Origin of the sequence: Streptomyces sp. NPDC005485 (assembly GCF_040606085.1) — a bacterium.
GTDB lineage: Bacteria > Actinomycetota > Actinomycetes > Streptomycetales > Streptomycetaceae > Streptomyces.
The window spans coordinates 34665-46388 of the sequence record NZ_JBEXDZ010000065.1 but is presented as its reverse complement, the minus strand read 5'-3'; the positions used below and the strand labels follow the sequence as shown (position 1 = coordinate 46388).

At 67.4% G+C, this 11724-nt stretch carries 15 protein-coding genes and 1 pseudogene; 3 read left to right on the top strand and 13 right to left on the bottom strand.

All coding sequences use genetic code 11. From position 1 onward, the window contains the following. Positions 1–552, bottom strand: a 552-nt coding sequence (locus ABZS97_RS22425; RefSeq protein ID WP_356140069.1) for a DUF6431 domain-containing protein, incomplete at its 3' end; no start/stop codon positions are given. A gap of 194 nt (positions 553–746) precedes the next feature. Continuing rightward, positions 747–1757: a winged helix-turn-helix domain-containing protein gene (locus ABZS97_RS22420; protein ID WP_356140068.1), complete on the bottom strand. Its 1011-nt coding sequence runs from the start codon at positions 1755–1757 to the stop codon at positions 747–749. A gap of 498 nt (positions 1758–2255) precedes the next feature. Between ABZS97_RS22420 and ABZS97_RS22415 the strand changes: the two genes are divergently transcribed. Continuing rightward, the gene (locus ABZS97_RS22415) at positions 2256–2408 is read left to right on the top strand and encodes a hypothetical protein (protein ID WP_356140067.1); all 153 of its coding nucleotides are present in this window, start codon (positions 2256–2258) and stop codon (positions 2406–2408) included. Between the two features lie 354 nt (positions 2409–2762). Here ABZS97_RS22415 and ABZS97_RS22410 read toward each other — a convergent pair whose 3' ends face one another. From ABZS97_RS22410 to ABZS97_RS22365, 10 genes and pseudogenes are all read right to left on the bottom strand, one after another. Then, complete coding sequence (locus tag ABZS97_RS22410; RefSeq protein ID WP_356140066.1) at positions 2763–3566, bottom strand: aminoglycoside phosphotransferase; 804 nt, start codon at positions 3564–3566, stop codon at positions 2763–2765. Between the two features lie 124 nt (positions 3567–3690). Beyond that, on the bottom strand, positions 3691–3837 hold the full coding sequence (locus ABZS97_RS22405) for a hypothetical protein (RefSeq protein WP_356140065.1): 147 nt from the start codon (positions 3835–3837) through the stop codon (positions 3691–3693). A 4-nt stretch (positions 3838–3841) separates the two neighbouring features. Further along, positions 3842–4102: pseudogene (locus ABZS97_RS22400) on the bottom strand (radical SAM protein); the annotation flags it as partial. Between the two features lie 721 nt (positions 4103–4823). Next, positions 4824–5036, bottom strand: coding sequence for a hypothetical protein (locus ABZS97_RS22395; protein ID WP_356140064.1), 213 nt, complete (start codon positions 5034–5036; stop codon positions 4824–4826). Next, positions 5033–5233, bottom strand: a complete 201-nt coding sequence (locus ABZS97_RS22390) for a hypothetical protein (protein ID WP_356140063.1) — start codon at positions 5231–5233, stop codon at positions 5033–5035. The genes ABZS97_RS22395 and ABZS97_RS22390 overlap by 4 nt, the downstream gene beginning before the upstream one ends. Further along, on the bottom strand, positions 5230–5703 hold the full coding sequence (locus ABZS97_RS22385) for a hypothetical protein (RefSeq protein ID WP_356140062.1): 474 nt from the start codon (positions 5701–5703) through the stop codon (positions 5230–5232). The genes ABZS97_RS22390 and ABZS97_RS22385 overlap by 4 nt, the downstream gene beginning before the upstream one ends. A gap of 87 nt (positions 5704–5790) precedes the next feature. After that, positions 5791–6633, bottom strand: a complete 843-nt coding sequence (locus ABZS97_RS22380; RefSeq protein ID WP_356140061.1) for a helix-turn-helix transcriptional regulator — start codon at positions 6631–6633, stop codon at positions 5791–5793. Beyond that, positions 6630–7166 (bottom strand): DUF6879 family protein, encoded by a 537-nt coding sequence (locus ABZS97_RS22375; protein WP_356140060.1) that lies wholly within the window; start codon positions 7164–7166, stop codon positions 6630–6632. The genes ABZS97_RS22380 and ABZS97_RS22375 overlap by 4 nt, the downstream gene beginning before the upstream one ends. Before the next feature lies 1 nt (position 7167). Next, positions 7168–7371 (bottom strand): hypothetical protein, encoded by a 204-nt coding sequence (locus tag ABZS97_RS22370; RefSeq protein ID WP_356140059.1) that lies wholly within the window; start codon positions 7369–7371, stop codon positions 7168–7170. Positions 7372–7547: 176 nt separating this feature from the next. Further along, a complete protein-coding gene (locus tag ABZS97_RS22365) occupies positions 7548–7961 on the bottom strand; it encodes a DUF4352 domain-containing protein (protein WP_356140058.1) in 414 nt (137 codons plus the stop codon). Between the two features lie 1212 nt (positions 7962–9173). Here ABZS97_RS22365 and ABZS97_RS22360 point away from each other — a divergent pair. Together ABZS97_RS22360 and ABZS97_RS22355 are read left to right on the top strand one after the other, a co-directional pair. Continuing rightward, on the top strand, positions 9174–9407 hold the full coding sequence (locus tag ABZS97_RS22360; RefSeq protein ID WP_356140057.1) for a hypothetical protein: 234 nt from the start codon (positions 9174–9176) through the stop codon (positions 9405–9407). Next, entirely contained in the window at positions 9404–9640 is a 237-nt protein-coding gene (locus ABZS97_RS22355; RefSeq protein ID WP_356140056.1) for a hypothetical protein, read from the top strand. Before ABZS97_RS22360 ends, ABZS97_RS22355 begins: the two co-directional genes overlap by 4 nt. Positions 9641–9780: 140 nt before the next feature. Here the strand turns inward: ABZS97_RS22355 and ABZS97_RS22350 are convergent, their stop codons facing one another. Then, positions 9781–10800, bottom strand: coding sequence for a M4 family metallopeptidase (locus ABZS97_RS22350; protein WP_356140070.1), 1020 nt, complete (start codon positions 10798–10800; stop codon positions 9781–9783). Positions 10801–11724: the final 924 nt, after the last annotated feature.

The window sequence follows — 11724 nt, the reverse complement described above, 5'->3', positions numbered from 1 at the left end:
AGTTTTTTTGTTTTTTTGTTGGTTTTTTTGTTTTGGCTTTGTGGGGGGCGGGGCGGGCGGGGCCCCGCCCGCCGCCCCCCCCCCCCCCACGACCGAAACCGCGTCGGACAACGGCGAGGCGGCCGGCTCCGGCATCACGGGATCGTCCGCGAGCGCGACCAGGGTGACGGTGAAGTACCGGCGCACTTCCTGCGACCTGCGGCGGAAGCGGCGGATCCAGCCGCGGACCGTGCCGTCCGCGAGCCCCAGATGGGCGGCGACCTGGCGGTGCCCCATGCCCAGGGCCGCTATCTCCAGCCCGGCCCCGATCACCTCGGCCGCATCCATCCGCCGCGGCCACGACGTGTCCGGCAGCAGGACGTGCGTGACCTGGCAGCCCGAACAGCGCGACCGGCGAGGACGTACGAACCAACGAACTCCGAGATCGCCGCGTACTTCCCGCTCCCTGCCGTGCCCCCAGGGCACGAGGGGCGCCCCGCAGGACGGGCAGGTCAACTCGCCCGCCAGCAGCTGGCGCTCCACGCGCACCGCAGCGGCGTCGACGATCAGCACGCGACCCGCAGTCTCAACGCCGGGACATGTAGAGGTCGAGGGCCTTGAACGCGACACCGCCCGTACCCCACCGACCTCTCCGATGCCCGGGTGAGAATTGATCGTCGTGCGGCTTTCCGCGGCGCGCTCACGAGGACCAGACGTTCGGATGGTTTGGGACTGGCCATGATCCGCGGTGACCGCGGTGATCGTTCCTAGGCGGTTGTGTTGAGGAGGCTGGTGCCCAGTCGGGTTGCGGTGTGGAGGGCGGTGTTGCGGTCGCGGATGGTTGTGATCAGCCCGGCGGAGCGTAGAACGGTCGCGTGCTGGCTGGCGCTGGCCGGGGAGGTACCGACCTGGCGGGCCAGTTCGGTGGTGGTGCAGCCCGAATGAGCTGCGATGGTCCATAACACTATGGCCCGAGTGTGGCCGAGGAGCGCGGTAAGGGAGTCTGGGACGGTGCTGAGGGCCCGTGCGGTGTTCGTGGGCGGCAGGGCGCGGCTTGTGTCGTCGAGGCGGACGGGGTAGGTCAAATACGGCTGGGGTTCGGCGCTCACACCCAGTACGGGAGAGGCCGCTCCGAAGACCGACGGAATCAACTGCAGGCCACGGCCGGCGAGATAAAAGTCGTCGTCCGTACCGTCCGCCATGGCCAGCTCTAAAATCGGTGGCTTCCAGCTGATGTGGCGGGGGTTGAGTCCGGCCAGCAGGGCATGGAGCCCACCGTGGGCGGCCTGCCGTCTGCGCAGTGCTCGGTCCGCGGCGCTCAGATCGTCGATGCGCTGCTGGTAGGGAGCGATGACGTGCTGGTACACGTGGGCTGCAACATCGGTCAACTCCAACAGCAGCTTGCTGTCGTCACCGAGCAACTGCGTCCAGGCCGGCACCGGCCGCTGATGGTCTCGGAAGGCCCAGACCTCCGTCTCCTTCCGGAGGCGGGCAGCAGGCATCGCCCGGACCCGATCCAGCGCCTCTTCAATGCTCTCGGCCGCCGGACTGCTGAGGAAGCTTACCGCCCAGCCCCGTGAGGGGATCAGGTCGAACAGCTGCTGCACCCTTGGCGACAGGCGCCGCAATGACTCCCGCCTCCAGGCCCCGAACCGGGTCGGGTGACTGCCTTCCTGCAATTGCCGCAGCGCGATGTTCAGCTCGAGAAAAGGACGGGGTGCCTCCACGAAACAGGTGCGGGCCATGTCCTCAGTCGTGAAGTGGATGCGTATCGGCATGGCAGGAGCATGTCCAAGATGTCGTTATTTGAGCTAGGCCAAATCACGTCGCCTCTCGATCAGCCCTCCAGCCACCCTTGTCCGTGAGCGAGCAAAAGAATTCACCTTCGCCCCTGTCTATCGCCGGGTAGAAGCCCGGGCACGGCCCTGACCAGGTTCGGACAGGAGGCACCGAGCACCGCAGAGACGTAACCAAGAAGCGAGATGAGGAGTGGGATGAGGTCGTTGACCATAAAGGTGAGAAGCAGGGCTGCTGTCCTGGCCGGTGCGGTAGCGGCGCTTTTCAGCGCAGGCGTATTGGTGTCTGGTCCTGCCAGCGCTTCTGACGAGGGCGTGTACTCGTACACCTCCGCGAGGGGCGGCTATGGGTTCGCCCAGTACACCAGTGACGCCAGCGGGTACGGGGCGACCCTGACAGTTTGCGATCGGGGCACCCCTGATGGGCTCCGTGCCGTTGCTGAGGTCTGGCGAAACTCCGACGGCGGAGGCTACTACGAGGTGGCGGATGCCAACGGGTCCAACGGCGACTGCGTGTCCGCTCATATCCCGGAACCGGCGAAGGGGCAGTACATGAAGCTCCGGGCCGCCCTGCGTGACGGCGCGACCGGGTCCGACCAGTACTACCACACGATCACGTTCCGCCTGACGTAGGCCGAAGTACGGCGGTGCAGCGACCGATGACAGCAACGTGGTGGCCCGGGCAGAAGTACTGCCTGGACCACCACGTTGGCGATGGTGCTACCAAATAACTTCGTCGGGACAAAACGACCTCTACGCGGAGGAGCGGCTCGATCTCATGGTCGACGTGCTCGTACCGCTGGGCGGAGACAAGGCAGGCGAGAGTGCGGCCGTGGATGTGGGCAGCGTGGGTGCGGGTGAAGTTGCCGAGGTCGCTGGTCGACGGCTCAACGGTCTGGCGGACGTGGAGGCCGCGCGCGGATCCAGGGAGATAGTGGCTAGGAAGCGGGCATTCACCACTCCCGGAACCTGGAGCCCGCGAAGGGGTCATGACCGGTGGGCCGCCCAGGCTTTCGCGGCGTTGTGCATCGTGTGGGTCCACTCGTCGGGCGCGTCGACCCTGGCGATCGACTCCCACAGCCGTTGCTGTGCACGGGCGAAGGCGTTGATGCCGTGAACGGGGGCGTGGCTCCAGACCGGGTGTTGACTCGCCAGGGCTTCGGCTTGTTCCGTGGTGTGGCCGGATGCGATGAGCCAGATGATCCACAGGGCGGGGTCGATCCATGCGGCGCCGCTGGAGGCCCACGCCCAGTCGACCACGCGTACTTCGCCGTCCTTGACGAGGACGTTGTCGGGTTTCCAATCGGTGTGCAGCAGGCTGCTTCCCGCGAACAGATGCAGATCGCCCGAGTCCCGGTCTACGTAGGCACTCATGCGGGACGGCATCGTCTTGAGTTCCACTGACGATGGCGCGGTGACGCCTGCCAGAGTCTGCAGGGCGTGCACGACCAGGGGCAGGTGCGCCGACCCGGGGGAGTAGTCGACGTGCTCGCCGTCGAGGTCCTCGAAGCCGAGGAGATCCCAGCCGTCCTGCTTGATGTGCCACAGCAGCTTCGGGGCGAGGCCCTCGGTGTGGGGGTTGATGTCGGCCTCGCGGCGCTGCGTCCACACGCGTGGGTGGTCGCTGCGCATGCCCTTGATGAAGATCGTGTCGTTGCCGCAGTGCAGCCGGGCAGCGATCTCGCTGTTCAGTCCGGCTGACAGCATTTCAGTCTTCGTGACCGCACCGGTGAGGGACTCGATCGCGGCGAGGGCCTCTTTGGGCATGTCGGTCAGGCGGTGGGTTGCCAAGGTGCTCTCCAGGAGGCGCTGAGTTCGTGTGGTGGTGAAGGCGGGGATCGCCGTGACTGCCCGGCCGTGTTGCTGGGCGGGTGGGAGCCGCTGGGGAGGGCGCGGCGCCCACCCGCCCTGGGCGCTACTGGTAGGGGTTGTCGTCGCCGCATCCCGGCAGCGTGCCGTTCAGCAGTGCTTCGACGTCGCCGACGAGTACGACAGCGTCCGGATCCTCCTTCTCGAGGGAGGCGGTGCGAACCGGTGTGATCTCGACCATGACAGCGGTCATGCGGTCACCTTTCTGCGTGTTGGCAGTAGTTCTCCAGTGGTGCCTTCGCCTCCTGGAAGACCTTGGCCATCGGCCTGCAGACCCGGCAGGTGCCGGACAGCTGACAGCCGGTACAGCCTCCGGTGCGAAGCATGAGGGACTCGGCGATGCCGCCGAGCCGGGCCAGACCTTCCACGCCTTCCTTGATGAGGTCGATGTTCGGGTCGCGGCCGACTTTGCAGATCGAGGCGCGCCCGAACGGATCGACGTGGAAGAAGGTGTGGCCGGGCCGGACATCACCGCGACGGGCCCGGCCGCAATCGCAATGAACAGGGCCAGGCGTGACAAACGCACGCGACGCCGCATCCTCTCCAGTTCCGCACCGGCGGCCATCACAGGGGCAGCGCCGCTCCGCGAGACCTGCTTGCCAGGGGACATGGTCGAACTCGCAGGTCAGATCGTGTACTTGCTGACCTTGAGACAAGTCACGGGCCCCGACCCGACCGCCGACCACGAAGGCCCGACCCCGGTCACGACGGGGACACAAAGCCCATGGTCGGGGCTGTGGTCGGCCCGACCACAGCCCCGCAGTCGGCATGCGCAGCCGACTGCGCACAACGGGAAGGCTGGCTGCACACAGCGGGACGCACGACCCGAACGTGTTGCGCAGTATCTGCGCAACACGTGCTGTCGCTGCGCAACCGCCACTGCGCAGCGTTCCCCAGCACCAGGCGGGACCCATGGTCGGCCCGACCACAGGCCCGACCACGGCAGCCCCATGCGCACGTTGACCGATCGTGACCGGTGGTCGGGGGCCATGGCTGTCAGCCTGGTCGGGGGCTCGGAGTGAGCTGAAGCCATGGACCTTGCCCGCGTCTCCTCGTTCCTCGACCGACGCGGGGTCCAGGCGCCGACAGCCGATCGACAGGCGGCCGCGCAGTATGGGTCCTACGAGGGCGGCCGCCCCATCCCGCTGCCGGTGCCTGCCCGTGTTCCGGCAGCGAGGTCTACGACGAGGTGGCACCGAGGTAGCTCTCCCAGAGCTGGTCTGCTGCCGGACACCGTCCGTCCTGGTGAGCGCAGGCGCTGCACGTCGAGGTGTGGTCGATGTAGGCGCGGTACGCCCTGTGGGTGCGGGTGTAGGCGGCGTCGCCGGCCACCTGTTGCATGTGGCCAGAGTTGCTTCCGGCGTCGCGCCACTCCCACGAGGTTCCGCTCATGTCCGCTTCCCTCTCTGTGGCTGGTGGGTGTGGTTGAGAATCTCCACGTTGCAGTCACCGGCGCTGGAGAAGTCGCCCTTGGCGCGTGCGGTGGCGCGCTGCCGGACGAGCGCCTCGCACACGCCACAACCAGGCGTGGGAGCGGGCTGAGCCAGCGGGGGAGCTAGGTCGGCTGGCGAGTCGTCCATCGTGGTCATCCGAATGCCTCCGCAGGGAGTCGCGGACCGCTGCCTTCGGGGCCGAGCGCGGCTCCGAGCAAGACCGGGTCGGTCAACTTGCCGGAGCCGTCGGGGCGTTGCAGCCAGAAGCGGCCGCAGAGCTGCCAACCTGTCGGCGGGCAGCGCAGCGGCCAGCCGGCGGGACGGACCCTGATCTGCCTTGTGCCGGCGAGGTGCTCCCCGGCGCCGAGCGGAACCAACCACCACGCCTGTTCGGTGGTGGGGTCAGCGAGGACGGGACCGAGACGTCCCGGGGGCATGCGCTTGAGGGCGGCCAGGACGGCGACGATGGGGCTCTCGGCGGCGAGCCAGTGCACGCCGGTACGGATGGTGGCGAGGGCCTGTACGTCCCAGGCCTCGCGTACGAGGTCGGGTTGTTCGGCGCAGTCGGCGAGCCAGGCGTCTCCTGCCTCGTGCTGCGCCTCCGGTACGTGCATCGGTGAGGCCATGACCAGGACCGTAGGCGCAACGATTGCGCCTACGGTGGTCGATTGCGCTGGATTGCGCACGTGGGCAGTGAGCTTGCAGCCGATTGCCTACGCGAGGTCGAGGGAGGCTCTCGCGCGGCCGATCAGGCGACGCGCGGGAGCACCGTACTCAGCGGATTCGGCGAGCCAGTCCCACGCTCGCTCGTACAAGCGGATGTCGTCCTCGCCAGTGAGCCACAGCTCCTCGCTGATCGTCTCGACGATCACCAATCGCCGGTCGTAGATCCAGAACGCGTGGGGGGCCGTGCGCCGCAACTGCACTCCGAAGGGCAGGATGCCGAGTTCCACGCGGCGAAGGCCCACGCTGCTGTGCAACCGGTCAAGTTGTTCGGCCATCACATCTGCGGGACACGACCGGTGGTAGAGGGCGGCCTCGCATACGAGGAACCGGAAGGTCTTGCCCGGTTCGTAGAGGGCCTCTTGCCGATGCATGCGCTTTTCGACGGCCGCCTCGGTCGTCGGTGGGATGCCGCGGAATTCTGCGTTCGCGTCGAAGATGATGCGCGCGTAGTCCGGTGTCTGGAACAGACCTGGGATCCGGGAGACTTCGAGTCCGCGCGTCAGCTGGGTGACAGCGCTCTCCCTGACCGCGATTTCCTGGCGGCCGCGGTGTCCGCCTGCGAGCTGGCGGCGCCATGATCGGTGCTTCATCTCCAGGCTGGCGCGCAGCCCTTGCAGTTCGGTCTCCAGGTCGGGCCGACCGACGCCCTGGGCCCACGCGGCGATGTCCTCGGCGCTCGGCGTCTGCTTCCCCAGTTGGATGCGGGAGACCTTCGAGGCCTGCCACCCGAGTTTCGCAGCGAGGTCCTTGCCCTGCATACGGGCCTCGGCGCGCAGCTCTCCCAGCCGCGCGCCAAGCGCCTCCCTCGCCGTCTGGAAGTCCGTGCTCACATGGGGGAACGTACCCGCTGCTGGAACTCTTCGGTACGGACGGCGTGATGCCATGCTGCGTCCCTGGCCTGGCATGCTGCGAGGACCTCGGCGGGGTCCTCGATCAGTTGCACGCCGAGGGTGGTGTCCTCGTCGTCGAACGCGAACTTCGCCAGGAGGCGGGAGTCGAACAGCCAGAAGTCGAAGGACGGCAGCCCGAGCCGTTCGGCCTCCGCGCGGTAGAGGTTGCGGATGTCCTCGCCCGAAGAGACGTTGCCCAGCCCGCTCAGGAGCAGGAAACGCTGCCCCTCGGTCGGAGGGTCATCGACGATCCGCACCCGTTCGATCCGTTTGCCCTGCCCGGTCTGCGCCGCGACGTTCTCCCGCCAGGCGTTGGGGAGATCACGGGTGATGTCCTCCCCTGCGATGAAGCGCTGCCACCGTGGGCTCTTGCGGTCCGAGGCGTAGCGGCGGCGCGTCTCCAGTCGCCAAGCGGTGTGCTCGAACTCCTCAAAGAGGTAGGCCACTTCAGCGAAGGACGTCACGTTCGGCACGTCACTCCTTGGGGGCGAAGCGCGTGAGCAGCTCGCGCGGGATCCGTACGAAGATCTCCGACTCCTTCACGTTCCGCAACTGCGCGAGGTGCTCGGGGTCGGTTTCCCGCTCGCCCTGAACGAGGATGTCGCCTGTCTCGACGACCTCGTACAGAGTGGGGCAGTCGCCGTCTTCGCTGGTGGTGCCGAGGAACCTGAGAGTCATCTTGCCTCCGCATCTTGGTAGTTGGGCATCCAGAATGCGTGCGATGGCAGGGAACCGCTCGACGATTGCAGCAGATTGCGCACTGAGGCGGCATCGGAGCGATTGCAGGCAACCCATGGCCGGGGCGTCAGGAGGCCACAAGAGCAGCCGTGACAGGCTGCTCCGGGGCCGCGCGGTCACGCCTTCGGGATCGCCCACTCGGTCGGCTCGCTGCCCTCCGGCTCGTAGACCAGGCGCGCTGGCCGCTTCTTGCTGGTCACCGGGTAAGCGATGAGGCCGGCGGCACAGCGCCCAGGCTTCAAGGTCGTGTCCATCGGATACTCGGGCTTGGGCATGTCGCCGCCGCTGCTACCTGTGATCTCGATGCTGGTGCCGTCCACGTAGGCCAGTGACCAGGGTGACTGGTCGATGGTGAGGTTCGCGCCAGCCTTGTTGCAGACCTTCACTCTGGCGGTTGCCCAGGTATCGCCGCCCTGGAAGTCCTCCGGGTTCTGCGGCTGCGGCCCCTTGTACGGCTGCTGGTATTCGAGGGCCTGGACGGTGAAGTGCAGGTTGTGCTCGGCGTCGGTGACGGACTTCTTCGTGCCCATCTTCAGGACGCCGGTGTCCGCGTCGGTGGCCTTGGTGTCCGGCGAGGCTGTGACGGTCGTGGTCGGGCCGGGTTTGGCGCTGTTCGTTGCTGCTGCAGGGGGTAGCGGTGGCGCCGAGTAGTAGAACGGCGGCGATGGTGGTGCGGGCGCTCATGGTCCCCCCTGGACACGTGCTGAAGCGGGCATCATGTGCCCTGCGTCAGCGCCGCGTACGGCGTGTGGCCGTGTTGTGACCCCGGATGAGTGAAGGCCCCGCCGACAGGCTCCACGCACCGCGTACGCCTATCCGGTTCCAGTTCCTCAATTCCTCCGCGGCCGCAGCTCAGGCGCGCAACACTGCGTCTCTTGTTTGCACGGCATTGGGGGGACCATGCCCAACAGGCCGCAGCGTCCGCTGCGCCCCGACGAGGAACACCTCGCCCGTTTCCACAACGGCGACACGCTCGACAACATCCCGGTCATCCGGCCGCCCGCGCCCTCTCCGCCTCGGCGCCGGTTCTGGCTCACGGTGGGCGCGGTAGCTGTGCCTGTCGCCGTGATCGGCGCGCTGGTTGGAGTGGGCGCGGCCGAAATCGCGGGAGGCCGTGGACCACACACGGACGCTCGGGCGCCGGTCGAACGGTCTGCGGCTGTCGGGACGACGCCGAGCCCAACGGCTTCGCTGAGTCCGCCACCCCCGTCGCCCGCCACTCCCTCAGCCAGTCAGGCGCCGAGCGATTCCCTGACGGTCGCCGCGCAGCCTCAGCTTGAACAGGTCCGCGTCATCCAGGCTCCGGCGACCGGCGGTGACCCGAGCACGGCCTACTGCCTCGTCTACACCGGATCGGACAGCGGCGGCGTGAGAGATGCAATCCTCCTGGCGAACACGCCCGCTTACCAGTGCACGGACCTGCTCCCGTACGACCCGGAGGGCATGGGGTCGTTCTCCTCGGAGGTGCCGTCGTGTGAGCCTCCCGCGCGGACGGCCGTGCTGAGTTTCGCAGAGAGCTCCGAGTGGGCTGGCACGGTGTACTTCACCTGCTTGACGCGGCACACAGGCGCGTGAGCAGCTCCCCCAACCGCACAGAGCATACGGTTAGTTGGGTCTGACCTGCGGGTTCCTCGCCGGATGGCACGCCCCTTGCACGTCTCTTGTCGCCAGGGTGGCAGGCATTCTCCATGCCCGGAGTAGCTCGGCGTGCGCCCGGCCTGGCCGCGGGTGAGGCTGGGGGCATGGTCAGTGCGCAGCCGATCGTGATCTACCCGCCCGCCGTGGATGGCGGCCGCCGGGTCCGTGCCGGCGACCAGTTCCTCGGGATGGCGTACGGGTTGCTCGACATCGCAGAGTTCCTGCGCCGCGCGGGGATCGAGGACGCAGACGAGGCGTACGTGGCCGCGGCCGGGCTGATCGAGTGGAGGGGCGGCGGGCCGGAGGAGTGGGGGCCATCACGAGGGAGGAAGCCATGACTGTCCGTACATACGTCTCGACTACCGTGCGGAACGAGCGTCTCGCCGAGGTTCTCCACGCGCTGGAGAACGTGGATCCGGATGCAATCGTGACATCCGTCAAACGCTCGGACGCTCCCGACGTCCCAGCTGGGGTAGCGCTGTCGCTGGCCGGTGACGTCCGTGAGGCGGTGAAAAGGCAGCTCGATGTGTTCCCCGATCTGGAGTGCGAAATCGACGTGCGGGACACCTAGCCTCGGGCCTTCACGAGCGGCGCCGTCCATCACTTGATCAGATACGCGCGAAACGCTCCTGCCCTGCAGCGACAGGGCTTGTCGAGGGTCTTTGCTCGCAGGACTGCCGTACGACACCGCGCGAGGTACTGCAATGCGGGTCACATCGTCGGTGTGCCGACTTGGTGCCAGGCCTTGAGTACCGCCTGCACTTCCTCACCCTGCCCGTATCGATCGTGTGCGGCGCTGACCGTCAGACTGGCGAAATCGGAGAACGAGGCATCCGCCCTCAGCCAGCCGCCTGTGAGGACGTCGTACCAGATCTGTCCGGCGCGTTCCCAGGCGTAACCGCCCAGGGCGGTGGCGAGCAGATAGAACGCGTGGTTGGGGATGCCGGAGTTGATGTGAATACCGCCATCGTCGCGGCCGGTGCGGACATAGTTGTCCATGGTTGCCGACTGCGGGTCCTTACCGAGGAGATCATCGTCGTACGCCGTGCCGGGAGCCTTCAACGAGCGCAGCGCCACCCCGCTCACATGGGGAGCCAGCAAACCGGCACCGATGAGCCAGTCGGCCTGATCAGCCGTCTGACCCAACGAATACTGCTTCACCAGTGAGCCGAACACATCGCAGATCGACTCGTGGAGCGCGCCGGGCTGGCCGAAGGAGGACAGTTCCGCCGTGTACTGCACAACCCCGTGGGTGAGTTCATGCGCCGTCACGTCGATGGGGATGGTGAAGTCCAGGAAGATCTCGCCGTCGCCATCCCCATAGATCATCTGCTCGCCATCCCAGAAGGCGTTGTTGTACGCGTCGCCGCTGTGCACCACAGCGACGAGTGGCAGGCCTGCTCCGTCCAGCGAATCGCGCTCGTACGCCGTCAGGAAGAAGTCATACGTTTGCCCCAGCGCGCGGTAGGCGCGGTTGACTGTGGCGTCCCGTACGGGAGCGTCGCCCTCGACACGCACCCTCCGGCCAGGCAGAGCGGTGGTCGGCGCGGCCTCGTAGACACTGACGCGGGAGGAGCGCAAGCGCTCGAGAGCCTGCACGACGAAACGACGCGGCACCCGCGCACGGCGGCAGATCTCCTGCTCGCCCAGCCGCTCGATGACTTGCTCGATGGTGAGGTCGTTCACCGAGGCGGCCTGCCGAAGGAACGCCACCGTCTTGTCGACCGGTATGGGCGGATCCCGGTGTAGTGGGCCGGTCGGCCGCAGCCAGGTCGTCCACACCCCGGCGCTCGCGAGGCGGGAGGTCGCATACTCGGCGGCGGAGCCCGGTACGAGAGGGCTCTTGCCGGTCGAGGTTCTCTCCGCATCGTGAGCCAGCAGACTCAGGCAGGAAACGGCCATGAGGGGAGGAGTGCTGATGGTGGACTCGTGCCCCCGGCCGTCCAGCTTCGGCCGCAGCACTCGGACATCGGGGTGCCCGGGCATTCGCCGGACCAATTCCTGCGTGAGGGCCTGGAATTGCCGAGTTCTTTCCGCTGCGCTCCGCGCCGGTTCGGGTGTCTGGAGCGCTTGAGCGCACATAAGGGCCCCCAGGGGATTGAAGGCATCGCCCAGCAGCCGCTCGACCATCTCGCTGGAGACCAGGCAGTAGTTCTGCCGCAGGCCGGACAGAACCTGCTCCTGCGCGAGGCTTGTCTCGTCATTCGGATCCCAGGAAGTCCCGTACGTAATCGTGTGGATCGTGGCATGCACGGGATCGAGACCTCGCTTGCCGGCCGGAACGAAAGCGACGGTCGTCCAGCTCTGCTCCACCCACAACGCAAGCGCCAGTGTTAGAACGCCGCTTCGCCATTCGAGGCGATAACTGCCCGCTGGCACATGGCAACTCCAGGCAGACCATGACTCACCCCCCGTACCTCCCGTCTCCCAGGCGTCAGGGTGCAGCGCATGGCCCGCCTCGTCCGTGATCTGCAAGCCGGAGGCGGTGCAGTTGCCTGAGGAGTGGGTCACGCCGGGCAGCAGGACAGCCAGCGAAGGACTGTCGCCACCCGGGCCGAGCGTCGAGTGACGGCTCCAATGACCCGCCGCCCGCTGATGTTCCGCATGGGCCGGCCGCGTGCCCGCCAGTGGAGCGGCGCAGGGCAGATCCACGAG

Bases quoted from the DNA above. Each gene is read 5' to 3' on its own strand.
- ABZS97_RS22420 (WP_356140068.1), bottom strand. From the start codon at position 1,757: ATGCCGATACGCATCCACTTCACGACTGAGGACATGGCCCGCACCTGT.
- ABZS97_RS22365 (WP_356140058.1), bottom strand. From the start codon at position 7,961: ATGGGCACGAAGAAGTCCGTCACCGACGCCGAGCACAACCTGCACTTC.
- ABZS97_RS22395 (WP_356140064.1), bottom strand. From the start codon at position 5,036: ATGAGCGGAACCTCGTGGGAGTGGCGCGACGCCGGAAGCAACTCTGGC.
- ABZS97_RS22355 (WP_356140056.1), top strand. From the start codon at position 9,404: ATGACTGTCCGTACATACGTCTCGACTACCGTGCGGAACGAGCGTCTC.
- ABZS97_RS22370 (WP_356140059.1), bottom strand. From the start codon at position 7,371: ATGACTCTCAGGTTCCTCGGCACCACCAGCGAAGACGGCGACTGCCCC.
- ABZS97_RS22390 (WP_356140063.1), bottom strand. From the start codon at position 5,233: ATGACCACGATGGACGACTCGCCAGCCGACCTAGCTCCCCCGCTGGCT.
- ABZS97_RS22360 (WP_356140057.1), top strand. From the start codon at position 9,174: ATGGTCAGTGCGCAGCCGATCGTGATCTACCCGCCCGCCGTGGATGGC.
- ABZS97_RS22385 (WP_356140062.1), bottom strand. From the start codon at position 5,703: ATGGCCTCACCGATGCACGTACCGGAGGCGCAGCACGAGGCAGGAGAC.
- ABZS97_RS22405 (WP_356140065.1), bottom strand. From the start codon at position 3,837: ATGACCGCTGTCATGGTCGAGATCACACCGGTTCGCACCGCCTCCCTC.